The 22,712-nt window shown below is 60.5% G+C and carries 18 protein-coding genes; 15 read left to right on the top strand and 3 right to left on the bottom strand.

The window, feature by feature from the left end; all coding sequences use genetic code 11:
• Positions 1-32: 32 nt before the first annotated feature.
• The 7 genes from dctP (at position 33) to arcC (ending at position 7,125) form a co-directional block, all read left to right on the top strand.
• Positions 33-1,046 (top strand): TRAP transporter substrate-binding protein DctP, encoded by a 1,014-nt coding sequence (gene dctP / locus RLEG4DRAFT_RS28515; protein ID WP_003581978.1) that lies wholly within the window; start codon positions 33-35, stop codon positions 1,044-1,046.
• 69 nt (positions 1,047-1,115) lie between these two features.
• Positions 1,116-2,531 carry an FAD-binding oxidoreductase gene (locus RLEG4DRAFT_RS28510; RefSeq protein WP_003581977.1) on the top strand — a complete coding sequence of 472 codons (1,416 nt, stop codon included), beginning with the start codon at positions 1,116-1,118 and terminating at the stop codon, positions 2,529-2,531.
• Positions 2,528-3,313 (top strand): HpcH/HpaI aldolase family protein, encoded by a 786-nt coding sequence (locus RLEG4DRAFT_RS28505; RefSeq protein ID WP_003581976.1) that lies wholly within the window; start codon positions 2,528-2,530, stop codon positions 3,311-3,313. The genes RLEG4DRAFT_RS28510 and RLEG4DRAFT_RS28505 overlap by 4 nt, the downstream gene beginning before the upstream one ends.
• Before the next feature lie 212 nt (positions 3,314-3,525).
• Positions 3,526-3,747, top strand: a complete 222-nt coding sequence (locus tag RLEG4DRAFT_RS28500; RefSeq protein ID WP_003581975.1) for a hypothetical protein — start codon at positions 3,526-3,528, stop codon at positions 3,745-3,747.
• Between the two features lie 164 nt (positions 3,748-3,911).
• Positions 3,912-5,141 (top strand): arginine deiminase, encoded by a 1,230-nt coding sequence (gene arcA / locus RLEG4DRAFT_RS28495; protein WP_003581974.1) that lies wholly within the window; start codon positions 3,912-3,914, stop codon positions 5,139-5,141.
• A 39-nt stretch (positions 5,142-5,180) separates the two neighbouring features.
• Complete coding sequence (locus RLEG4DRAFT_RS28490; RefSeq protein ID WP_003581972.1) at positions 5,181-6,185, top strand: ornithine carbamoyltransferase; 1,005 nt, start codon at positions 5,181-5,183, stop codon at positions 6,183-6,185.
• Position 6,186: 1 nt separating this feature from the next.
• Entirely contained in the window at positions 6,187-7,125 is a 939-nt protein-coding gene (arcC, locus tag RLEG4DRAFT_RS28485; RefSeq protein ID WP_003581970.1) for a carbamate kinase, read from the top strand.
• Positions 7,126-7,141: 16 nt separating this feature from the next.
• Here arcC and RLEG4DRAFT_RS28480 read toward each other — a convergent pair whose 3' ends face one another.
• On the bottom strand, positions 7,142-8,500 hold the full coding sequence (locus tag RLEG4DRAFT_RS28480; RefSeq protein WP_003581968.1) for an amino acid permease: 1,359 nt from the start codon (positions 8,498-8,500) through the stop codon (positions 7,142-7,144).
• Between the two features lie 199 nt (positions 8,501-8,699).
• On the opposite strand from RLEG4DRAFT_RS28480, the gene RLEG4DRAFT_RS28475 reads away from it, so the two are divergent.
• The 7 genes from RLEG4DRAFT_RS28475 (at position 8,700) to cax (ending at position 19,804) form a co-directional block, all read left to right on the top strand.
• Entirely contained in the window at positions 8,700-9,626 is a 927-nt protein-coding gene (locus RLEG4DRAFT_RS28475; RefSeq protein WP_037094890.1) for a cation diffusion facilitator family transporter, read from the top strand.
• 162 nt (positions 9,627-9,788) lie between these two features.
• The gene (locus RLEG4DRAFT_RS28470) at positions 9,789-12,050 is read left to right on the top strand and encodes an Orn/Lys/Arg decarboxylase N-terminal domain-containing protein (protein ID WP_003581965.1); all 2,262 of its coding nucleotides are present in this window, start codon (positions 9,789-9,791) and stop codon (positions 12,048-12,050) included.
• Positions 12,047-15,787: a putrescine-ornithine antiporter gene (potE, locus tag RLEG4DRAFT_RS64520; protein WP_003581964.1), complete on the top strand. Its 3,741-nt coding sequence runs from the start codon at positions 12,047-12,049 to the stop codon at positions 15,785-15,787. The genes RLEG4DRAFT_RS28470 and potE overlap by 4 nt, the downstream gene beginning before the upstream one ends.
• 18 nt (positions 15,788-15,805) lie before the next feature.
• A complete protein-coding gene (locus RLEG4DRAFT_RS28455; protein WP_003581963.1) occupies positions 15,806-16,732 on the top strand; it encodes an amino acid ABC transporter substrate-binding protein in 927 nt (308 codons plus the stop codon).
• Between the two features lie 80 nt (positions 16,733-16,812).
• On the top strand, positions 16,813-17,763 hold the full coding sequence (locus RLEG4DRAFT_RS28450; RefSeq protein ID WP_003581962.1) for a hypothetical protein: 951 nt from the start codon (positions 16,813-16,815) through the stop codon (positions 17,761-17,763).
• 124 nt (positions 17,764-17,887) lie between these two features.
• Positions 17,888-18,520 carry a response regulator transcription factor gene (locus RLEG4DRAFT_RS28445; protein ID WP_003581961.1) on the top strand — a complete coding sequence of 211 codons (633 nt, stop codon included), beginning with the start codon at positions 17,888-17,890 and terminating at the stop codon, positions 18,518-18,520.
• Between the two features lie 138 nt (positions 18,521-18,658).
• Complete coding sequence (gene cax / locus RLEG4DRAFT_RS28440; protein WP_003581960.1) at positions 18,659-19,804, top strand: calcium/proton exchanger; 1,146 nt, start codon at positions 18,659-18,661, stop codon at positions 19,802-19,804.
• Positions 19,805-19,816: 12 nt separating this feature from the next.
• On the opposite strand, the gene RLEG4DRAFT_RS28435 is transcribed toward cax, so the two are convergent.
• Positions 19,817-20,236: a potassium channel family protein gene (locus tag RLEG4DRAFT_RS28435; RefSeq protein ID WP_003581959.1), complete on the bottom strand. Its 420-nt coding sequence runs from the start codon at positions 20,234-20,236 to the stop codon at positions 19,817-19,819.
• 192 nt (positions 20,237-20,428) lie between these two features.
• Positions 20,429-21,643 carry an alpha/beta hydrolase gene (locus RLEG4DRAFT_RS28430; protein ID WP_003581958.1) on the bottom strand — a complete coding sequence of 405 codons (1,215 nt, stop codon included), beginning with the start codon at positions 21,641-21,643 and terminating at the stop codon, positions 20,429-20,431.
• 425 nt (positions 21,644-22,068) lie between these two features.
• Here RLEG4DRAFT_RS28430 and RLEG4DRAFT_RS28425 point away from each other — a divergent pair, with 425 nt between their 5' ends.
• Entirely contained in the window at positions 22,069-22,344 is a 276-nt protein-coding gene (locus RLEG4DRAFT_RS28425) for a hypothetical protein (RefSeq protein ID WP_003581957.1), read from the top strand.
• The last annotated feature ends 368 nt before the right edge of the window (positions 22,345-22,712 follow it).

Raw genomic sequence — 22,712 nt, 5'->3', positions numbered from 1 at the left:
CCGTTTCGATGTTTCACAGGAGGAGACCAAAAATGAAACGCATCAACCTGACTGCCCTCGTCAGCACCGCGCTGATTGCCGCTTCGCTGGCAGCCCCCGCCAGCGCCGAGATCGGCCGGCATACTTTCAAGATTTCAAACGGTGCAGCCGAGGATCATCCGGTTTCCGCCGGCGTGAAGGGAATGTCTGCCTGCCTGGAGGCGAAGACCGACGGTAAGATGAAACTGCGCGGCTTCTATAATGGCGAGCTGGGCGACGATGCCGAGGCGACGCAATCCGTCCGCTCGGGTTCCATCGAGATGGTCGTGACCGGTGCTGCCGCCATTGGCGGGATCGAGCCGGCGATGAGCGCCTTCGAGCTGCCATTCCTCTTCACATCGGATGCTGAGGTCGACGCGGTGATGACAGGCCCCTATTTCGACCATGTCGCGGCGAAGATGCCAGCGCATGATCTGATCCTGCTGTCGATCTGGGAGAATGGCTTCCGTAACGCCACCAATGCCAAACACCCGATCACTACGATCGAGGATTTCAAAGGACTGAATTTCCGGGTGATGCAGAACCCGATCTTTCTCGACACGTTCCGGCGTCTGGGTGCGAACCCGGTGCCCATGGCTTTCGGGGAAGTGTTCACCGCGCTGGAAACCGGCGCCGTCGACGGCCAGGAAAACCCTCTTCCCTTGATTCAGGCCAGCCGCTTCTACGAGGTGCAGAAATATCTGACGCTGACCCGCCACGCATATTCGCCGACGCCGGTGCTGATCTCGAAGACGGTTTGGGAAGGGTTGAACCCTGAGGAGCAGGACTTGCTGAAGACCTGTGCGGCCGATGGACGGGTCAAGCAGATCGAGCGGTCGCGCGCGGCCGTGAACGAGGCGGTGACCAAATTGAAGGAGGAAGGCATGGAGGTGTCGGAACTCAGCCCGGACGAAATGGGCAAGCTCCCTGAGCTGGTGGCTCCCGTCTACCAATCGGCGATGCAGACCGTCGGGCAGGAAAACTTCGACCTGCTGTCCGCGGAACTGAAAAAGCTGCGTGGCAAGTGATTGTTTGATCGGCCGGCGCGGCCGATTTTCCGGGCCGCGCCGGCGTATCTCTTCATTACAGGACCCTCGATGCCCCTGCACCCAGACCCGTCCGCCTGCCTTGCAACGCTTGCCCAGGCGCTTCCATCTGTAGCCCTTCTTGTTGGCCCCGACATTCCGGCGCGCAATCGCCAGGACACCAGCTATCTGCCTTCCGAGCCGCCGCTGGCGGTTGTCAGGCCGGATAACCCTCAGGATATTGCCGAAGCGATGCGCATCTGTGCGGCCCATGGTATCGCGGTTGTCCCGCAGGGCGGTCTTACGGGGCTGGCGGGCGGCGCGCATCCCATCGACGGCGCGGTGATGATTTCGCTCGAACGCTATTCGGGGATCGAAGAGATCGATCCTGCCGCTTCGACGATGACGGTGCGGGCGGGCACGCCGCTGGAAGTGATCCAGCGCGCCGCCGACGATGCCGGCTTTTTCATCCCACTGGATCTCGGCGCGCGCGGGTCGTGCCAGATCGGCGGCAACCTCGGCACCAATGCCGGCGGCAATCGAGTCATCCGCTATGGCATGGCGCGCGAGATGGTGCTCGGGTTGGAATATGTGCTTGCCGACGGCAGCCTCGTCACCGGCCTGAACAAGATGATCAAGAACAATGCAGGTTACGATCTGAAGCAGCTGTTCATCGGTTCCGAGGGAACATTGGGGATCATCACCCGCGCAGTGCTTCGGATGCAGCCGAAGCCCGGCTGTGTGAATGCGGCGCTTTGCGGACTGAACAGTTATGCCGAAGTGGTCGCCTTGCTGGGCGCGGCCAGGCGCGGGCTGGGGCCAATGCTGTCGGCATTCGAGGTCATGTGGCCCGATTACTGGCACGAGGCGACGGTGACGATCGGCGTCCGCTCGCCGTTGGCGGCTCCGCACGGCTTCTACGTCCTGATCGAGTCACAAGGTCTTGCCGAGGATATCGACGGTCCCCGATTCCAATCGTGGATCGAAGCACGGTTCGAGGCGGGACTGATTGCCGATGCCGCGATATCGCAAAGCATGGGCGATGTGGCGGCATTCTGGGCAACGCGCGATGCCTGCTCGGAATTCGGCACCCGGCTCGGTCCTCACTGCGCCTTCGATATCGGTCTGCCGGTGGCGAAGATGGACGACTTCGTAACAGCCTGCCGTCAGCGACTGGCAGAGGGCATCCCGAACGTGCTGTCGGTCTATTACGGCCATATCGGCGACGGAAACCTGCATCTCGTTGCTCTGTCGCGCGGGGCGGAGAAACAGCCGATGGCCGAAATTTCCGCCAGCGTCTATGAGACCGTGCGCGATTTCGGCGGCACAATTTCGGCCGAACATGGGATCGGCCTGTTGAAGAAGCCCTATCTGAACTACACCCGCACGCCGGAAGAACTGGCTTTGATGCGGCAGATCAAAGCGGCGTTGGATCCCCAAGGCATTCTCAATCCCGGCAAGGTTTTCGATTTGGAGGAAAGCAAATGAACCGTCTCAAGCAGAGGATTGCGGCTGGCGAACAGGTCGCGGCCGCATGGATCGAACTGAGCAATCCCGACATTGCCGAGATCATGGTCCACCATGGCTGGAGCACGCTGGTCATAGACGGCGAACATGGGGTCGGCGATCTGGACGATTGGGTGGCGGTGGCGCGCGCTGCCGAATCTGCCGGAGCCGATGTGGTTCTGCGCGTTCCCGACGGTTCGGACACGACGCTGAAGCGGGTGCTCGACCGCGGTTTCCGATCGCTGATCGTGCCGATGGTCAATACCGCCGAACAGGCCCGCGGCATCATCCAGTCATGCCGCTATCCGGGAGCCGGCCGCCGCGGTTATGCAGCACCGATCGTGCGGGCGTCGGATTGGGGCGCGCGCCCCGGCTACGCCCGCGACGAAGCAAAGGACGAACTGCTTTTGATGTTGCAATGCGAGCATATCGAGGCGGTCGAAAACCTTCCTCAAATTGCTGCCGTGGATGGGGTTGACCTGATTTTCATCGGGCCGAACGACCTTGCGGGATCCATCGACCACCTGGAACGGATGATGGAGCCCGCGCCGCAGGACCTGCTTCGCCGGATTGAAGCCACCGCGGCTGCCGCGGGCAAACCGCTCGCGACGATCCTCGGCGCCGGCCGAGACTGGGCTGACCTGCGCGCGCTTGGCTATCGCTTCATGATTGGGCCGAACGACATTTCGCTGCTGATCGCCGGCGCTCGCGCAGCCGCAGCCGAGCGCGACCAAACCGCCGTTGCGAAGGCCGGCGGGTACTGAGCGGTGGGTAAGAAGTCGATCCGGTCGTCACCCTCGATCGTCTAGCGTCAATGATCCGGCGGTCGTCGGTTGCTGGTCGAAATTCCATTCGCGGGAAGTGATCCGGATCAAGGAACTTTGCAGGCCGATAGGCTAGGATCATCAATCCGGCCCGGCCGTCGTGCACGTCCAGGTAGCGGTCGAGCCCCCAGCATTGCGGTAAGGTGCCCAGAATGTGGCGACCAATCATTGATGCACCGTTTGCGCAGGATATCGAACTCGCCGTGATCGACGACGAAGGTGTCCACGCGCTTGTCTTTCCCTGTCAGAGAATGTCCGGCGCCTGGGTCGACGCACGAACCGGCGACGAATTGGATGTACACCCGACCCATTGGCGGGGGTGGCTGGTCGAGGAGGTCTATGCCACTGACCGGCGGCGCGGCACCCGTCACTGAGATAAACAGATGCAAGCCGTTTGATGCGTCGAACATTGCTCGCGATCAATGACATCACCAGACCCGTCAACTTAACCTAGCACAGATCGGTTGGCGCCCGCGGGGCACGCCGTTGGTCGATGAGACACGCCCAACGGTCCAGACACGAAGCCAGGGAGAACCTCATGCGCGGTTTCGGTGTTCACTCGGAGGTCGGAAAGCTGAGGACCGTGATGGTCTGCAAGCCATCCTTGGCTCATCAGCGTCTCACACCCGGAAATTGCCATAGCCTCCTCTTCGATGATGTGCTGTGGGTCCACGAGGCACAGAAGGATCATTTCGATTTTGTCCTGAAGATGCAGGAGAGGGGCGTCGAGGTTCTCGAGCTTCATGATCTGCTCGGCCAGACGCTTGCCGACAAGCAGGCACGCGATTTCGTGCTGGATCGCCGGATCACTCCGAATGTGCTCGGCTCGCAGATCGCCGAAGCCATGCGGCCCTGGCTTGACGAGATGCCCCCCATGCAGCTCGCGGCATACATGATCGGGGGCATTTCGATCGCCGATCTTCCCGAGGTCAAGGCCAAGTCATTGATGCTCAGCGCCTTGGAGGAATCCGAATTCGTCATACCGCCGGTTCCCAACACGCTGTTCCAACGCGACCCGTCCTGCTGGATCTATAACGGCGTGACATGCAATCCGATGTTCTGGCCGGCAAGACGCGCCGAGACCCTGCTCCAGCGTGCGATCTACAAGTTTCACCCGTCGTTCAAGGATGGCGATTTCCAGATCTGGTGGGGCGACTCAGATCAGCAATTTGCCAATGCCTCGATGGAGGGCGGCGACGTCATGCCGATCGGCAACGGCACGGTGCTGATCGGCATGGGCGAGCGCACGACCTATCAGGCCGTCGGCCAGGTGGCGCAGGCGCTGTTCAGGAGCAAAGCGGCAACGAGGGTGATCGGCTGCCTGATGCCGAAGAGCCGCGCGGCAATGCACCTCGATACTGTTTTCAGCTTCTGCGATCGCGACGTTGCTACACTGTTTGCCGAGGTGGTTGACCAGATCCGCTGCTACAGCATGCACCCTATAGATGACGACGGCACATTCGAGGTCCATCCCGAAAATCGACCGATGCTCGACGTCGTCAGCGAGGCGCTCGGATTGGCTCGATTGCGCACCGTCGAGACCGGCGGCAACTCCTATCAGGCCGAGCGCGAGCAATGGGATGACGGCAATAACGTCGTCGCGCTCGAGCCCGGCGTCGTCGTCGCCTACGACCGCAACACCTATACCAACACGCTGCTTCGCAAGGCGGGCATCGAAGTCATTACCATTCGGGGCTCCGAACTCGGCCGCGGCCGCGGCGGCGGGCACTGCATGACATGCCCCATATGGCGCGACCCCGCATATTGACGTCTCGCACACACGCAACAGACCCAACGGAGCAAGACAATGAGCTTCAATCTGCGCAATCGTTCGCTTCTGACCGTGCAGGATTATACCCCGCGCGAATTCCGATATCTCCTGGACCTCGCCCGCGACCTGAAGCGGGCCAAGTATGCCCGAACCGAGCAGCAGCATCTCAAGGGCAAGGAGATCTGCCTGATCTTCGAAAAGACCTCGACGCGGACCAGGTGCGCCTTCGAAGTCGCCTGCTCGGATCAGGGCGCCAACGTGACCTATCTCGATCCGTCGGGCTCGCAGATCGGGCACAAGGAATCCTTCAAGGATACGGCCCGCGTCCTCGGGCGCATGTACGATGCAATCGAATATCGCGGATCCGCGCAGCGGGGCGTCGAAACGCTCGCCCGCTATGCGGGCGTTCCGGTCTATAACGGCCTGACCGACGAATACCATCCGACCCAGATGCTGGCCGACGTGATGACCATGCGCGAGCACAGCGACAAGCCGATTGCCGATATCAAATATGCCTATGTCGGCGACACGCGCTCGAACATGGGACATTCGCTGCTGATCGTCGGCTGCCTTGTCGGAATGGACGTGCGGATCTGCGGCCCCAAATCGCTCTGGCCGTCGGAGGAATATATGCAGATTGCTAAGGAGCTGCAGCAAAGGTCCGGCGCGCGGCTGCTGGTCACGGCAGATCCCGAGGAGGCTGTCCGCGGCGTCGACTTCGTCCATACGGATGTCTGGGTCTCGATGGGCGAACCCAAGGATGTGTGGCGCGAACGCATCAAGCTGCTGACGCCCTATCAGGTCAACAAAGCCTTGATGAAGGCGACGGGTAATCCCCAGGCCAAGTTCATGCACTGCCTGCCGGCGTTCCACGACAGCGAGACGGTACTCGGCAAGCAGATCGCCGAAGACTACGGCATGAGCAACGGCCTCGAAGTGACGGATGACGTCTTCGAGTCCGAGGCCAATGTCGCTTTCGAGCAGGCCGAAAACCGCTTGCACACGATCAAAGCGCTGCTTGTCGCGACCTTGGGAGACTAGGATGCGTGTCGTTATCGCGCTTGGCGGCAATGCTCTTCTCCGGCGCGGAGAAGCCATGACCGCGGATGTCCAGAGGCAAAACGCGCGGGTCGCGGCGGAAGCGATCGCGCCGCTGGCCGCCAACCACCAGCTGATCATAACTCATGGCAATGGACCGCAGGTCGGGCTGCTGGCGCTTCAAGGTGCGGCTTACAAGCCCGACGAGGCCTATCCGCTCGATGTGCTCGGCGCGGAAACCGAAGGGATGATCGGCTATATGCTCGAACAGGAGCTCGGCAATCTTCTGCCTTTCGAGCAGCCGCTGGCAACGCTTCTGACCATGGTCGAGGTCGACGGCGCCGATCCCGGCTTCCAGAACCCGACAAAATTCGTCGGCCCGGTTTACGACAAGGCCGACGCCGATCGTCTTGACGCAGAAAAGGGCTGGGTGTTCAAGCAGGACGGCGAGAAGTGGCGGCGCGTGGTCGCATCGCCGCTGCCGAAGCGCATCTTCGAGATCCGCCCGGTACGATGGCTGCTGGAACAGCGAACCATCGTCATCTGTGCCGGCGGCGGCGGCATTCCGACGATGTACGAAAAAGGCAGCGACCGAAAGTTGATCGGCGTCGAAGCCGTGATCGACAAGGATCTGTGCTCGGAGCTTCTGGCGCGTGAACTCGATGCCGATCTTCTGATCATGGCAACCGACGCCCGTGCCGTCTGCACGGACTGGGGCAAGCCGTCTCAAAAATCCATTCACAAGGCCCGTCCCGAAGATATGAAACAATTCTCCTTCCCGGCCGGTTCGATGGGGCCGAAGGTCGATGCCGCATGCCATTTCGCCGAGGGGGCCGGAAAGACCTCTGCAATCGGAGCCCTGGCGGATATTGCGGCGATGGTCCGCGGCGAGTGCGGGACGATCATCAGCAGCGGTTTCTCCGACCTGACCTGGCACGCATGAACGTGGCGACATTGCATCAAGAGACGGCCGGGCGCGTGGCAGCTGCTGCCATCTCTTCGCTGTCGACCGGCGCCGCCGCGTTGCGTCTTTGCCAGACATAGACTGGGATCCCGAGCATGAGCAGGACGAGACCGTAAAGCACCGGCTCAGCGCCCGAACCATAGAGGGTGAACATCGCGAAAACGAAGGCGATGAGTTCGATCGCGGTGACGCGGGGGAAACCTCGCCCATTGCTCAAGCGGGCGGCCACCAGGGTTCTGGCAAGCGAGCAGAAAGCATAGGGGACGACCGCCGTCATGGTGCTCAACCCGACCATCAGGCGATAGACGGCGGCAAAGCCCTCGGAACCGAGGGCCTGGACTAAGACCAGGAGGGTCGCAAGCGCGGCCGAGACGACCATGCCGATGGCCGGCACGCCGCGGGGCGAGAGCCGTGCAAAGAGCGGAGGGAACAAACCGTCCCGGGCGGCAGCCATCGGAACCTGGCCCATCAGCAGCGTCCAGCCGTTCAGGGCGCCGATGGATGAGAGAATGACGGCGAGCGAAATCGCCAGCTCTCCGCCGCGTCCCCACATGATACCCGCGGCCTGTGAGAACGGCGCGACCGAATGGACGAGTTCCTGGCGAGGCACAAGGCCCATCACGACGATCGTGCCGAGCACATAAAGAGCCGCGGCGATCGAGATTCCGAGAACGGTCGAACGGGGGATGGTTCGCTCCGCGTCCTGAACATCGCCTGCGGGAACGGTCGCGGATTCGAGCCCGAGATAGGCAAACATGGTCAAGGGCGCCAGCGCTGCGATCGATCCCAGAAGAGGCTGGCCGCTGGGGTTGAATTCGGAGAAATGCGACGTGTCGATGTAGAGGAGACCGATAATGGCAACGGCACCGAACGGAATAAGCTTGGCGTAGGTGGTGACCTGCGCGAACAGTCCGGCTGCGTGGACACCGCGCAGATTGACGAGCACGATCGCCCAGATCACCCCAAGCGTCAGGCATGTCGCGGTGAATCGGTTGCCGAGCGCAGGAAAGAGATCGACCATCACGCCGGCGAAAGCGATGGCGATGACGGGAAGCGACGTCCAGATGGATATCCAATAGCCCCAGGCAATCAGGAAGCCGGCGAAATCGCCATAAGCCAGCCGCGTATAGGCGTAGGGACCGCCGACGGCCGGCACGAGACTGGCCAGCCGTGCGAAGGTGAGGCCAAGGCAGATTGCGCCGGCTCCCATGATGATCCAGACGATGATTGCAAGGTTGCCATAGGGCGCAACGGCGGCCGGCGAAAGATAAAAGCCGGAGCCGACCATGTTGCCGACGACGATGGCGGTGCAGGCGGCCAGTCCCAGACTCTTGCCATTCGGCGACGTTGTCATGAGATCCCCTCCGATAGGCCGCCGGTTGCTTGGTGCCGATGGTTCCCCGGGCGGCGATGTCCGAGGGTGATCTTCACGCTAAAGATCGACAGCCGCAATCCGGTTCAATGCGTAGTCGATGATCGCCTTCGATCCCTTCACGATCGGCACGGAGGCGCTAGAATGGACCGGCGGGCGGGTTGGCCGCAGGGAGGTGCCGATGTGGAACGAGCAGGGGTTTTTGCGCATCTCGATTGTGGCAACCGTCGTGATCGCCGCGCTCGGCATCGTCTTCGGCATTCTTTCGGGCTCGTTTTCCATCGCCTTCGATGGCGTCTATTCACTGGCCGATGCAGCGATGACCGGGCTTGCGCTGTGGGTTTCGAGCCTGATCGTGAAATCGGCGCAGAGCGACGCGGTGTCAGGCAGGATTCGCAATCGCTCCACCATGGGTTTCTGGCATCTGGAGCCGATCGTGCTGATGCTGAACGGCTGCCTGCTGATGACGGTTTCGGTCTATGCGCTGATCAACGCGATCATCAGCATTCTCAGCGGCGGCCACGAGCTCCATTTCGGCGTCGCGATCGCATATTCGGCCATGACGGTGCTCGTTTGTGCTGTCATGGCCGTCGTCGGCATCCGGCTGAACCGCGGCCTGAAATCGGATTTCATTTCCCTCGACATCAAGGCCTGGATCATGTCGGGCGGTATTGCGCTTGCTTTGCTGGTCGCGTTTCTCATCGGCCTTGCCGTGCAGCCGACGCCCTTTGCCTGGGTCGCCAACTATGTGGATCCGGCGGTTCTGGGATTGGTCTGCCTGGTGATGATCCCGCTTCCGATCGGCACGGTCTGGAAGGCCCTGACCGAGATCCTGCTGATTGCGCCGGTCGATCTTCAGGAGCATGTCGACGACGTTGCCGCGGCGGTGGTTCATCGTCTCGGGTTCCTCTCCCACCGCGCCTATGTCGCCCGCGTCGGCAGGGCGATGCAGATCGAACTCTATTTCATTGTGCCCGAGGGTTTGCCTGCGAAGACCATCGAGGAGTGGGATGCTCTTCGCGACGAAATCGGCGCTGCCATCGGGGACGAGAGCGCCAATCGCTGGCTGACGATCGCCTTCACGGCGGATATGGAATGGGCAGAATAGAGGCTTCCGGAGCCTTGTCCCTTCGCCTTCGCCAAGCTTCTGCTCCCATCTTGATTGCGATCAACGACGATTGTGGGCCCGGCGTGTACGGTTCTCCAGCCTGAGACGAGTGCGGCTGCGCGGCGCGGCGGCGCCTCTGTACACCGGGTTCTGGAGGGTCGCATGGAATTCCATAAGGCATTTCCGGTCGCCGTCATCGACGAGGATTTTGACGGCAAGAGTGCCGCCGGGCGCGGCATGCGCGATCTGGCGGCGGCGATCGAGAATGAGGGCTTCCGCATCGTTTCCGGTCTCTCCTATGAGGATGCGCGCCGTCTCGTGCATATCTTCAACACGGAAGCCTGCTGGCTGGTTTCCGTCGACGGTACGGAAGACAAGGCCTCGCGCTGGCAAGTGCTGGAAGAGGTGCTAAGCGCAAAGCGCCGGAAGAACGACCGGCTGCCGATTTTCCTCTTTGGTGACGACACGACCGCCGAAGATGTTCCAGCCGGCGTGTTGCGTCACGCCAATGCATTCCTGCGGCTTTTCGAGGATTCGGCTGAGTTCATGGCGCGCGCCATCGTGCAGGCGGCGCGCAATTACCTCGACCGGCTGCCGCCGCCGATGTTCAAGGCATTGATGAATTATACCCTGGAGGGTGCCTATTCCTGGCATACGCCCGGCCATGGCGGTGGCGTCGCCTTCCGGAAAAGCCCGGTCGGGCAACTGTTCTATAGCTTCTTCGGCGAGAATACGCTGAGGTCGGATATCTCGGTATCCGTCGGCAGCGTCGGTTCGCTGCTCGATCATGTCGGACCGATCGCCGAGGGCGAGCGCAATGCCGCGCGCATCTTCGGTACTGACGAAACGCTGTTCGTCGTCGGCGGCACATCCACCGCAAACAAGATCGTCTGGCACGGCATGGTCGGGCGTGGCGATCTGGTGCTTTGCGACCGCAATTGCCACAAGTCGATCCTGCACTCGCTGATCATGACCGGAGCGACGCCGATCTACCTGACGCCGTCGCGAAACGGCCTCGGCATCATCGGGCCGATTTCGAAAGACCAGTTCACGCCTGAAGCGATCGCCGGAAAGATTGCCGCCAGCCCGTTTGCCGGCCAAACAAGCGGCAAGGTGCGGCTGATGGTCATCACCAACTCCACCTATGATGGGCTCTGCTACAATATCGATGCGATCAAGGCGTCGCTCGGCAACGCGGTCGAGGTGCTGCATTTCGACGAGGCCTGGTATGCCTACGCCAATTTTCATGAGTTCTACGACGGCTTTCACGCCATTTCCTCGGCACAGCCGGCGCGGTCGCAAAACGCCATAACCTTCGCCACCCATTCGACCCACAAATTGCTGGCGGCGCTTTCGCAGGCATCGATGATCCACATCCAGCATGCCGAGAACAAGCGTCTCGACATTACCCGGTTCAACGAAGCCTTCATGATGCACACGTCGACCTCGCCGCAATACGGCATCATCGCATCCTGCGATGTCGCGGCCGCGATGATGGAACAGCCGGCCGGGCGGGCACTCGTTCAGGAAACGATCGACGAGGCAATCAGCTTCCGCCGCGCCATGAACTCCGTTCGAGAGCAGACGGCAGCAGGCTGGTGGTTCGACGTCTGGGAACCGACGGTTGCCGAACAGACGCCGAGCGACACCCACGCCGACTGGGTCCTGAAGCCGAACGATGCCTGGCACGGTTTTGCGGGCCTGGCCGAAAATCACGTGATGGTCGATCCGATCAAGGTCACCATCCTTTCGCCAGGACTGTCGGCAAGCGGCGTCATGCAGGAACACGGCATTCCCGCCGCCGTCGTCACGAAGTTCCTGTCCTCGCGCCGCATCGAAATCGAGAAGACCGGCCTCTATTCCTTCCTCGTTCTCTTTTCGATGGGGATTACCCGCGGCAAGTGGAGCACGCTCGTCACCGAACTCATCAATTTCAAGGACCTCTACGACACGAATGCACCGCTGACGCGCGCGCTGCCGGCCCTCGCCGCGGCGCATCCTGAAGCCTATGGCGGCCTGGGTTTGAAGGATCTCTGCGAGCAGATCCATGCAGTCTATCGTAGGGATGATGTGCCGAAGGCGCAGCGCGAGATGTATACGGTCCTGCCCGAGATGGCACTCAGACCGGCGGACGCATATGATCGGCTGGTCAAGGGGCAGATCGAAAGCGTCGAGATCGACGGCCTGATGGGCCGCGTGCTTGCGGTCATGATCGTTCCCTATCCGCCGGGCATTCCTTTGATCATGCCGGGCGAGCGGATCACGCAATCGACCAAGTCGATCCAGGATTACCTCCTCTATGCCCGCGATTTTGACCGCAAATTCCCGGGTTTCGAGACCGACATCCACGGGCTGCGGTTTGCCGCCGGTGATGGCCGGCGGCGGTATCTTGTCGATTGCATCACGCAGGAGAAGCCAGAATGATCCCTCGCGATGTGAAGTCTCCGACCGTTGCCATCCCTTTCCACAAGCTCTTGAAGATCGTGGCGGTCGTCGATCGCAACGATCAGCAGGCGCTGGCGCTGCTGGCGCAGATATCCGCCGATAATTATGATGTCGAGCTGCGCGACGATTATTCCGCCGACGTGTCCGAGGATGCGTCAGTCGGCGCTTACATTGGCTCTGTGGAAGGCGGGCGGCTGCAGAGTGCGCGCACCTTCCTTCGCTCCGTCCGCGATGGCGGTTTTCGCACTCCCATCTGGGCGATGGCCGATAGCCTCACCATCGCGGACATGAATGTCGTCGAAATGGCCGGCGAAGTCGACGGTTTCGTCTATCTCGGTCAGCAGACACCAGCCTTCTACGCCAAACAGATCATCTCGAGCCTGGTCAACTACGGCAAGTCGCTATTGCCGCCGTTCTTCGGCGGCATGATGGCTTATGACGGCGAGGCCAACATCGCCTTCGATTGCCCCGGCCACCAGGGCGGGCAGTTTTATCGGAAGTCGCCGGCCGGCCAGCTCTTCTTCAAATATTTCGGCGAAAGCGTTTTTCGCAACGACCTCTGCAATGCCGACGTCGATCTTGGCGATCTGCTGATTCACGAGGGGCCGGCGGCGGAAGCGCAGAAGCAGGCGGCGCGCATCTTCGGCGCCGATCGCACCTACTTCATCCTGAATGGAACGAGCACCTCCAACAAGGTCGTCACCAACGCCGTATTGCGGGCGGGCGATCTCGTGCTCTTCGACCGCAACAATCACAAGTCTCTTCATCAGGGCGCTCTGGTGCAGGCCGGCGCCATCCCGATCTTTCTACCGACGGCGCGCAACGCCTTCGGCATGATCGGCGCCGTCGATTGGGAGGCGTGGGACGAGACCTGGCTGCGACGCCAGATCGCGTCGCATCCGCTCGTTGCCGACAAGAGCCGCGCCGATGGCGAAAGACCCTTCCGTCTCGCCTGCATTCAGCTCGCCACCTATGACGGCACCATCTACAACGTGCGCAAGGTGATGGAGAAGATCGGCCATCTCTGCGACTACGTGCTCTGGGACGAGGCCTGGATCGGATACAATGCGTTTCATCCGCTGTTCGAGGGCCACAGCCCGATGCGCCTCGACGACCTGCGGCCCGACATGCCGGGGCTGTTCTCGACGCAATCGGTGCACAAGCAGGGTGCAGGCTTTTCGCAAGCCTCGCAGATCCACAAGCGGGACGAACATATCAAGGGCCAGCGCCGGTTCATCGAGCACAAGCGCTTCAATGAGTCCCTGCTGATGCATGTGTCGACATCGCCATTCTATCCGCTGTTTGCCTCGCTCGACGTCAACGCCAAGGTCCATGAAGGCAAGGCCGGCGAGATGCTCTGGGATCGCTGTATCGGACTTGGCATCGAGGTGCGCAAGAAGTTACGCGGCTTCGTGCAGCACTATGAGTGCAAGGCCGCGAGCCCCGAAGAGCAATGGTTCTTCGATCCCTTCGTACCCGACAAGATCACCGTCTCCGGTTCGACGCATACGAGCGACCTCGCCGAGATACGATGGGAGGATGTGCCGACCGATGTGCTGAAGCGCGAGCAGCAGTGCTGGCGCTTCGACACGGAGGCGAAGTGGCATGGTTATGCCGGTTACGCGCCCGGCTATACGATGGTCGACCCCAACAAGCTGACGTTGCTCACGCCTGGCATCGACCGCGAGACCGGCGAATATCGCGAGTTCGGCATTCCGGCGACGGTGGTCGCCAACTATCTTCGCGAGCAGCGGGTCGTGCCCGAGAAGTGCGACCTAAACAGCCTGCTCTTCCTGCTGACGCCGGCAGAGGACGAAAGCAAGCTGAATACGCTGGTCGCCAAGCTGGTGAAGTTCAAGAACCTCTGGGATCGGGACGCGCCATTGCCGGAGGTACTGCCGACCGTGTTTGCGGCCAATCGCGAACGCTATGCGGGCTATACGGTTCGCCAGGTCTGCAAGGAGATGCATTCCTTCTATCGTCAGGCCGGCGTCAAGGACTTGCAGCGGCTCTGCTTCCGCTCCGAGAGCTTTCCGGAGCCGGCGATCGCACCGAAACAGGCCTATGAAGCGCTGGTCGCCAACAATGTCGACTATGTGCCGCTCGCCCAGGCCGCCGGCCGCATCTCGGCGACACTGGCGCTGATCTATCCGCCGGGCATCGGCGTGATCGTGCCGGGAGAGCGCTGGGACGAGCGAGCACGGCCGATGCGCGACTATTTCCTGGCCTTTGAGGAATCCTTCAATCGTTTCCCCGGCTTCAATTACGAAGTGCAGGGCGTGTTCCAGGAACGGATCGATGGGCGGATCAAGTTCTATACGTATGTCGTGCGCGAGTGGGGGACGGAGGATCTCATCATGACCGACAACACAATGCATCTCGCGACCGAAACCACGGCCAAGAAGAAGATGAACCTGGTGCAGCTCACCTTCATCGTCGCCGTCAACATGATGGGATCGGGCATCATCATGCTTCCCGCCAACATGGCGCAGGTCGGGGCGATCTCGCTGCTCTCCTGGATCGTGACCGCCGTCGGCTCGATGGCGATCGCCTATGGGTTCGCACAGGCCGGCCTGTTCAATCAGCGGCCCGGCGGCATGTCCGCCTATGCCGAGGATGCCTACGGGAAGGACGGCTATTTCATGGTGTTCTTCCTGTATTTTCTGTCGCTCGCCATCGGCAATGTTGCGATAGGCATCTCCGCCGTCGGCTATCTCGCCGGGTTTTTCCCGGCGCTGACCTCCACCCCGATCATGACCTGCGTGGCTTTGATCATTCTTCTCTGGCTGACGACCGCCGCCAATTTCGGCGGTCCGCGCATCACCGGGCGCATCGGCTCGGTCACGGTATGGGGCGTTATCCTGCCGGTCGGACTGCTATCGATCATCGGATGGCTTTGGTTCAGTTCCAGCACCTTTGCTGCCGCCTGGACCCCGAAGGGGCTTTCGCTCGGCCAGGGGATGGGGTCGAGCATTTCCCTGACGCTCTGGGCCTTCCTTGGTATGGAGTCGGCGGCGCAAAATTCCGATGCCGTCGAGAACCCGAAACGTGATGTGCCGCTTGCCTGCATGTTTGGCACGCTCGGGGCGGCCGTCATCTACATCCTGTCGACGACAGTCATTCAGGGCATCGTGCCGAATGCCGATCTCGCCGCGTCGACCGGTCCGTTCGCGCTCGCCTATGCCACGATGTTCAACCCGACGATCGGTTCGATCATCATGGCACTTGCCGTGCTTGCCTGCCTGGGCTCGCTTCTCGGATGGCAGTTCACGATTGCGCAAACCGCCCGGACGGCTGCGGAAGAGCGGATGTTCCCGACCGTGTTTTCACGGGTGAACGAGATGGGGGCGCCGGTCCAGGGAATGATCATCCTCGGCGTCGTGCAGACAGGCCTGGCGCTGATGACGATATCGCCGACGCTCAGCGAACAGTTTTCGGCTCTCGTCAACCTCGCCGTCGTCACCAATGTGCTGCCATACATTATCGCGCTGTCCTCGCTCTTCGTCATCATGAAGGCGGCGCGCGTGCCCCAGGCGAAATACCGGCTCAATGCCGCCATCGCCCTTGTCGGCATGCTCTACAGCGTGTTCGCCATCTACGCCTCCGGGAAGGACGCCGTGCTCGGCGGCATGCTGGTCACGGGCATCGGTTTCATCATCTACGGCCTGATTGCGCCGCGCTTTACGAGCGGCGCGAACCACGTGCCGGCAGAATAGGGTAAGGGAGGACGAACCATGCCAATCAGCAAAGGGCGGTGGACAGCGATTGCCACCTCCATCTTCATCGGTGCACTGGCAACTGCCACCTTTACCCCGGCTGTCGCACAGACGCTGGATCGTATCCGTGGCAGCAGTTCGCTGAAGCTCGGTTATGATCCCGATGCAAGACCGTTTTCGTTCAAGTCGGACCAGGGTGCGCCCGATGGCTATGCAGTCGCGCTCTGCAACAAGATTGCCGACAGCGTCAGGGCGGAGCTGAAACTCTCGCAATTGAACATAGAATGGGTTCCGCTCGGCAACGATGCCCGGCCGCGGGCCATACAGGACGGCGTGGTCGATCTCGTTTGTGCGGCCGAGCCGGTAACGATCAGCCGCAGGCAGGAGGTTTCGTTCTCGCTGCCGATCTTTCCGAGCGGCACGGGCGCGCTGCTGAGAGCAAGTGCGCCGCTGGCGTTGCGCGAGGTCCTGGAATACGGGCAGCCGTCGAGCCGGCCGATCTGGCGCGGCTCTCCGGCGCGCACGATCCTTGAACACAAGACATTTTCGGCGATTGCCGGGACCAGCAGCGAACGGTGGCTCTCCGACAGGATCGAGACCTTCCAGCTCGCCGCAACGACGGTGCCGGTCAATAACTACCAGCAGGGTGTCGACCGCGTTCGTGACGGGAGTTCGGCGGTGCTGTTCGGCGACATGTCACTGCTGATGGACGCTGCGGCACGCAGTGATGATTCCGGCAATCTGATCGTTCTGAAGCGCCATTTTACCTTCCAGCCTCTGGGGCTCGAAATGACCAGGGGCGATGAGGATTTCAGGCTCAGCGTCGATCGCGCGCTGAGCCTGACCTATGCCGCGCCGGAATTCCGGGCGTTCTTCACCACCTGGTTTGGCCCGCCGGACGAGCCGATCGAGACTTTCTTCCGCCAGACTGCATTGCCGGAATAATCAGAGGCACAGGCTACCAAACCATAAGCGTCGGCGTCGAGCACCGGTGAGGTCAAACGGCGTGTTCACGGGAGGGCGCGATGGGCTCGCAAGGCGGGCAAGGCAATGATCCGATAGCGGAACCCGCAAGGGTCCGTGCGCAGCTTGATCGTATCCTATCGAGCGTGGAATTTCAGGCTCCGGACCGGAGCCGGCGGTTTCTGGCATATATTGTCGATGAAACCCTGGCGGGACGGGAGACGAACCTGAAAGCTTACGCTATTGCCCAGGCAGTCTTCGGCCGGGATGCGTCCTTCGATGCGCAAAACGACCCGGTCGTTCGCATCGAGGCGGGACGCATTCGCCGGGCCTTGGAGCGCTACTATCTGGTGGTCGGGCGAGACGATCCCATCCAGATCACCATTCCCAAGGGTCGATACGTACCGAGCTTCATCGTAAGTCGGTCGGCCATTTCATCAGAACACCATTCTCAGCCAAAGGACCACCGGCTGCACTCGGCGCCGGCGGCACAACAGAAACAGTCATTTGCCTATCGGGATCTCCTCCTGCCGATCGGCGTACCACTTGTCCTTGGTCTTATCGCGATCCTCTCTCTGGTACGACCGCTCGAAGGGCTTTTCGGCTCCTCCACCCCCGCCGTCGCAACGGTTTCGTCTAGGGGAGATGAATTAAAGGCTGAGATCATCGTGGAACCTCTCGTCGGCACAGGTCGCGAGAATGGCGATGCAGACATCGCCAAGGGGCTGACGGATGAGGTCATCGCGCAGTTGACGAAGATCAGGTCCGTCATCGTCAAGTCGGCGGGTCCGCAAACGCAAATCACTGCGTCCACCCAACCGCAGTTTTCCCTGCAGGGAAGCTTGGGAACTGACGGTTCCAGGCTGCATGTACAAATCCGGCTGGTTAATCGCTCCGACGGAACGGTAACCTGGACAGGCGCTTATGACAGAACCTTTCAGGACCGAAGTATTCTCGACGTCCAAGAAGAAATCGCCCGGCAGATCGCTGATGCGATATCCAGCCGGCAGTAGCGTCAACCCCCATCGCGAGAGCTTACGTGATGCTACAGGCGCTTGCAGCCTGACGGTGCTAGTGTTTGGCTGGGGCATTTGTTCAGGCCGCCCCTGGTCGAATGCGCTACGGGCGAGGTGGTTCATGCAAAACGACATCACCGTACACATCGTCGACGATGAGGAGGAGGTTAGAAAGTCTCTGACCTTCCTGCTTGTCTGCGCCGGCTTTGCGGTGCGAGCGCATACGTCTGCGACGGCGTTTCTGGATCAGCCTCTTTCGGAAGGAAAATGCTGCCTGCTTACGGAACTCAGGATGCAAGGGTTTGATGGCCTGGAACTGCTGGAATGTCTGAAGGCGCACCACAACGGCATACCGGCTATCGTTATCAGCGGTAACGGCGATATTGCACTGGCGGTTCAGGCAATGAAGGCGGGCGCCGTCGACTTCATTGAAAAACCTTTCAAGGAAGATGTCCTCATCGCCGCGATCAAGGAAGCGATCGCGCATTCGGAGATATCGGAGGAACAGCGTGACGATGTCGTGCTGGCGCGTATTCACCAATTGACCCAGCGCGAGCAGCAGGTGCTGACCGGGATCGTCGACGGGCTTCAAAACAAGCAGATTGCTTTTGAACTCGGCATCAGCGCCCGCACCGTCGAAGTTCATCGCGCAAATGTCATGGCGAAGATGAAGGCCCGCAATCTCCCTCAACTGATGAAGATGGTGATCCCACTCAGGCCCGCAGGCAATGCCTGGCTGCGATCCGCCGGCTGAAATCGAAGGAGCTGCCTTGCGATGCGAACCCCCAGAGGTTCTTCGTTCCTGCACGAGGCCAAGCATTTGACTGGGATCAATGCGCGAAGGCGGTGTTGTCGGTAGGCTTGTCCAAGGGCAGGAGAGACGGAGATTGCCATGCGTAATCTTGAGCAGAGAGACGCGATCGCACCATCTCGCATCTCTGCGATAACCAGGGCTGCAGTGACCGAGGTCCGGCAGGCACCGCTGCTGGTGCTTATCGTCTTCGTTCCGCTCGTCATTCTGCTGGAGCACACATCTCCGCAAGCGCATACGCTTCTTTTTGCCATGTCGGTCTGTGCGATCGTGCCTCTGGCAATGCTCTTAAGTCGGGCAACCGAGGCGGTCTCTGCGCGGACGGGAGATGCGGTCGGAGGCTTGCTCAATGCCACACTCGGAAACCTGACCGAACTGGTGATCTCGCTGGCTGCCTTGCAGGCCGGTCAGTATCTGCTGGTCAAGGCATCACTTGCCGGCGCCATCGTCACCAATACCCTGTTCATGCTGGGCGGTGCATTTCTCTTCGGAGGACTGAAGCATCATGTGCAGGAGTTCAACAGGGTCAATGCGCGCTTCCAAGCCTGCCTGCTGTTCCTGGCGACTGTCGCCATCATGGTGCCATCGATCATCAGCGATGTGGATCAAACATCCGTCGTTTCGCAGAAACTGAGCCTCGGTCTGGCTGTGCTGCTGATCGCCGTCTATGCGATGGGGATGTTCTTTTCCCTGAAAACGCACCGCGAATTGTTTGCAAGCGCAAGCCATGCCGAGGAGGACCACAGTTCCTGGCCGATCACCGTCAGCGTCGTCATCCTTGTCGTCGTCACGCTTTTCGTCGCACTGATCAGTGAAATCTTCGTTGGCTCAGTTCAGGGAGCGGCCGACAGCCTCGGCATGACGCCTGCTTTCGTCGGCTTCATCGTCGTTGCGCTGGTCGGAGGAGCGGCGGAAATGACGACCGCATTTTCGGCAGCGCGCGCCAACCGCCTCGATCTCAGTGTCGGCATCGCATTGGGAAGTGCTGCACAGATCGCGCTCTTCGTCGCGCCGATCCTCGTCATCGTCAGCTATTTCCTCGGACCTGAACCGATGTCTCTGCAATTCTGGCCGGGCGCGGTCACCATGATGCTGATCGCCACCATGGCGGCGACCTTCCTATCGAATGGCGGCCGCGGTGTCTGGTATATGGGCGTGATGGCATTGGCCGTCTATGCGATTTTCGGGCTCACGCTGTTTCTTCTGCCGCCGGCTGCGCCGTCCTAATGGCTTTATCCATTACGTGCCCGAACGGAAGTACAGGCGCTGAATGACCGCCATCATCAGCGCGGTCGCCCACCCGAATATGATCCAGCCGTTGACCGCTTCGAAAGTGGCGACCTGGCGCCATTCCTTTGCCAAGACAATGTCGCCGTAACCCACTGTTGTGAATGTAACGGTCGAAAAATACATGGCGTCCTCGAAGCTCGGCAGAGCCTCTATGACCGAGTAAAATACGGCCCAAAGACAGACATCGATCATGATCGGCATCATCAGATAGATAACCCATATTACTGTGATCGTGGTCGGCCGTTTCGACAGAAATGCAGGACTGGTCTCTTCCAGGCGACGAAAGACGTTGAGACCAGCGGACATGCATGCCGCTTGAATGGCAACGGTGGCCGCGATGAGGCTGCTGCCGAATAGGAAGTGAAACAACGGCGTTAGCTCCTCCGTTTAGCAGACGTACTTGCCGAGGATGGAGCTTTCGCCCTCGCGAGGCTCTGGCACCGTAGCGTCAGAGAACCTGCTCCATAAGCCAAATCGTCAGGACGTAGGTTACCGTAAAATACGGTGATTTCCGAAAAAGACGTTTGCGAGAATCCCAGCTCCCGCGAAGCTGCCGCTGCACTATTGAGTGAGTGGCTGCGGCTTCAGGTTGTCGTCAAGCCGGTCAGCGGCTGCACTTGGTCGCTGGTTCCGTTTCAACGGTTGCTCGACTATGACGGCTGGCGCGGCTACCGCGGAGGCTGCAACAGTACCGATGGTTGACACCGTGCCCCCGACCACTGCTGTAATCCCCTGGCCGAGGGTCACCTTTGAATCCGTCAGCGGCTGCCCGGTCATGAGACGCTGGCCGATCAATTGCACGATCTCCGGGCTTTCGGCGAACTTGCCGTGGTTGAGGCCATCCTTCGTCTTGACCTTTGTTAGATCGATCGCTGTGATGCCCGCCTTCTCCAGCTTTGAACGATAGGGTTCCTGCGTCGGGTCGATTGCCCCGAGGCGGGAGACGCGCCCGCTGATGAACTGCGAGACGGCTAGCGCCTTGTCGTCCTGTGAGACGAAGATCGTGAATTTCGGCCGTGGCGCACCGAGCTCGACATACTGCTTGGCGAAGACCTCGATGTCGATATCGGGCGAGGCGAGGATGACATTGTGAATCTTGCCGTTCACGTGGCCGTCGCGGATTCCCATCTGGCGCAGGGATTCCATGGCCAGCCATGTTCCCATCGAATGGGCAAGGATGGTTATGTCCGTGACGTTCGGGTCGCCCGCCAAGGTGCGCAAGGCCTGCTCCAGAGCTGTGCGTGAATAGTTCGTGCTTTCCTTGTCATATTGGTAGGCGACGACCTCGGCTCGCGACGGCCAGGTAAACAGCACCGGCGTTGCCTGCATTCCGCTGTCGTGGACGATCTGGGCCAGGCGGAAGACGGAATCTTCATAGGTGTTGTTGAATCCATGAATGAATACCAGCGCGTGGCCGCCTTTCGGATGCTGCCTGAACCACGCCCGGCCCTCAGCGACTGTCGAGACCTGCTGCACCCGGGTCACTGCGAAGTCCGTTGCCGGATCGGGCGGCAGGCGGTCGGGCCACTGAACCGTTCCCGGCTTGCGATTGCTCGGTATGGAAATGGACACTTCGGTTAGGTGCGGCTTCGGACTTCGCTCCCCGTTAAAAAGCGTCGCAGGGTCACCTGACGGTTGGCGGGTCGTGGCGACCAGCATGTCGACCTTTGCGGTAGAAGGTGTCGACGCCGCGCCGGCGAGTGGTGTCATCACACCGGTTTGATGGCCACAGCCCGTCAGCATGAGCAGAACCAGCAAGAGGCTGCGCTTGCCCATGCAACGAGCTTCTGGAGAAAATATTTCGAGTAGTTTCACGCGGGTCGATACCCCGTTTCTAACCTGCATCCTGGCGTGAGAGGCCTGCCTGACCGCCGGCGCCTTTGCCAAGCTAGCATCGACAAACGCCAAAGGCCTGTAGTATCGCGTATCCTCTATGCCGGCAGCTGCTGGCCAGATCGAAATGGGGACCGGCTGACCGAGGGTTCTGCAAACCGTTTGATTGGTCCCGGCGAGGCCGTTGCAGCCACGATTATAGGAGGGTCGCGAACGCTTTCCAGCGGAGATTGACACCATTTTTCCAAAGCCCTTCCACTGCGATCAATACCGCATCCAAGCCCAGAAAATGCGCCGGTATGGAACGATCTGCGGCAGATCCCATTACGTATCCGATATGTGTTGAAACGGCATAAGGTGAGGACGGCATGCATTCCATCCGCAGCAAAGAGCGGGGGCGGAAGAAACTTATGCTCAAGCTACCGGCTTTGCGCGACCAGTTGCAACTCCTTCCGAACGATGCGATCGACGAGCTTTTCGAGTCTTATGAGCTTGCCACCACCGCGCTCGACCGCTTCAGCTTCAACGCTGAAGCCAACAGCAAACTGATCGCGGAATATGAACAGCTCTGCCGCGATATTGAAGCTGAAGTGGTAGCTCTATGTGCACAGCATCAAAAGGGGAGTTCCTTGACGACACCGTAATTTCTGGAAAAGGCAAGGTTCAGTCATTGCAGTGAACCGCTCGCGGTCGGAGCATGTCTGGAGCGGCGTCGGCTAAGTTGAATAGCTGCTAGACTCGGTGATCAGCCCTTAAACCTTCTAAAGATCAGCAGCTTGCTTCTTGTCGCCGGCCAAATGCCCGTGTCCGTCGTCGACGCAGGGGCGCTTGTTTTCAAGGCGATAGTCGGGCATCGGTGCTCTCGTTGTCCGATCAGAATGGGCGGAGCCCGATGCCAGTCGAATAAACGGCCATTGCTGTCACGATTCCTGCGTGGCATCTTCCCGGAGAGGATGCCACGTGTCGCTTCGATGTCGAGTTTTCCGCTTTTTGCTGTGTCAGAGTCTATCTT

Source organism: Rhizobium leguminosarum bv. trifolii WSM2297, assembly GCF_000271845.1.
The sequence above is the reverse complement of the archived record's forward strand: the minus strand, read 5'-3'. Positions and strand labels throughout refer to the sequence as shown.

What these genes read in the sequence shown, in the direction of transcription:
- dctP (WP_003581978.1), top strand. Translation starts at nt 33, where the DNA reads ATGAAACGCATCAACCTGACTGCCCTCGTCAGCACCGCGCTGATTGCC.
- RLEG4DRAFT_RS28510 (WP_003581977.1), top strand. Translation starts at nt 1,116, where the DNA reads ATGCCCCTGCACCCAGACCCGTCCGCCTGCCTTGCAACGCTTGCCCAG.
- RLEG4DRAFT_RS28505 (WP_003581976.1), top strand. Translation starts at nt 2,528, where the DNA reads ATGAACCGTCTCAAGCAGAGGATTGCGGCTGGCGAACAGGTCGCGGCC.
- RLEG4DRAFT_RS28500 (WP_003581975.1), top strand. Translation starts at nt 3,526, where the DNA reads ATGTGGCGACCAATCATTGATGCACCGTTTGCGCAGGATATCGAACTC.
- arcA (WP_003581974.1), top strand. Translation starts at nt 3,912, where the DNA reads ATGCGCGGTTTCGGTGTTCACTCGGAGGTCGGAAAGCTGAGGACCGTG.
- RLEG4DRAFT_RS28490 (WP_003581972.1), top strand. Translation starts at nt 5,181, where the DNA reads ATGAGCTTCAATCTGCGCAATCGTTCGCTTCTGACCGTGCAGGATTAT.
- arcC (WP_003581970.1), top strand. Translation starts at nt 6,187, where the DNA reads ATGCGTGTCGTTATCGCGCTTGGCGGCAATGCTCTTCTCCGGCGCGGA.
- RLEG4DRAFT_RS28480 (WP_003581968.1), bottom strand. Translation starts at nt 8,500, where the DNA reads ATGACAACGTCGCCGAATGGCAAGAGTCTGGGACTGGCCGCCTGCACC.
- RLEG4DRAFT_RS28475 (WP_037094890.1), top strand. Translation starts at nt 8,700, where the DNA reads ATGTGGAACGAGCAGGGGTTTTTGCGCATCTCGATTGTGGCAACCGTC.
- RLEG4DRAFT_RS28470 (WP_003581965.1), top strand. Translation starts at nt 9,789, where the DNA reads ATGGAATTCCATAAGGCATTTCCGGTCGCCGTCATCGACGAGGATTTT.
- potE (WP_003581964.1), top strand. Translation starts at nt 12,047, where the DNA reads ATGATCCCTCGCGATGTGAAGTCTCCGACCGTTGCCATCCCTTTCCAC.
- RLEG4DRAFT_RS28455 (WP_003581963.1), top strand. Translation starts at nt 15,806, where the DNA reads ATGCCAATCAGCAAAGGGCGGTGGACAGCGATTGCCACCTCCATCTTC.
- RLEG4DRAFT_RS28450 (WP_003581962.1), top strand. Translation starts at nt 16,813, where the DNA reads ATGGGCTCGCAAGGCGGGCAAGGCAATGATCCGATAGCGGAACCCGCA.
- RLEG4DRAFT_RS28445 (WP_003581961.1), top strand. Translation starts at nt 17,888, where the DNA reads ATGCAAAACGACATCACCGTACACATCGTCGACGATGAGGAGGAGGTT.
- cax (WP_003581960.1), top strand. Translation starts at nt 18,659, where the DNA reads ATGCGTAATCTTGAGCAGAGAGACGCGATCGCACCATCTCGCATCTCT.
- RLEG4DRAFT_RS28430 (WP_003581958.1), bottom strand. Translation starts at nt 21,643, where the DNA reads ATGGGCAAGCGCAGCCTCTTGCTGGTTCTGCTCATGCTGACGGGCTGT.
- RLEG4DRAFT_RS28425 (WP_003581957.1), top strand. Translation starts at nt 22,069, where the DNA reads ATGCATTCCATCCGCAGCAAAGAGCGGGGGCGGAAGAAACTTATGCTC.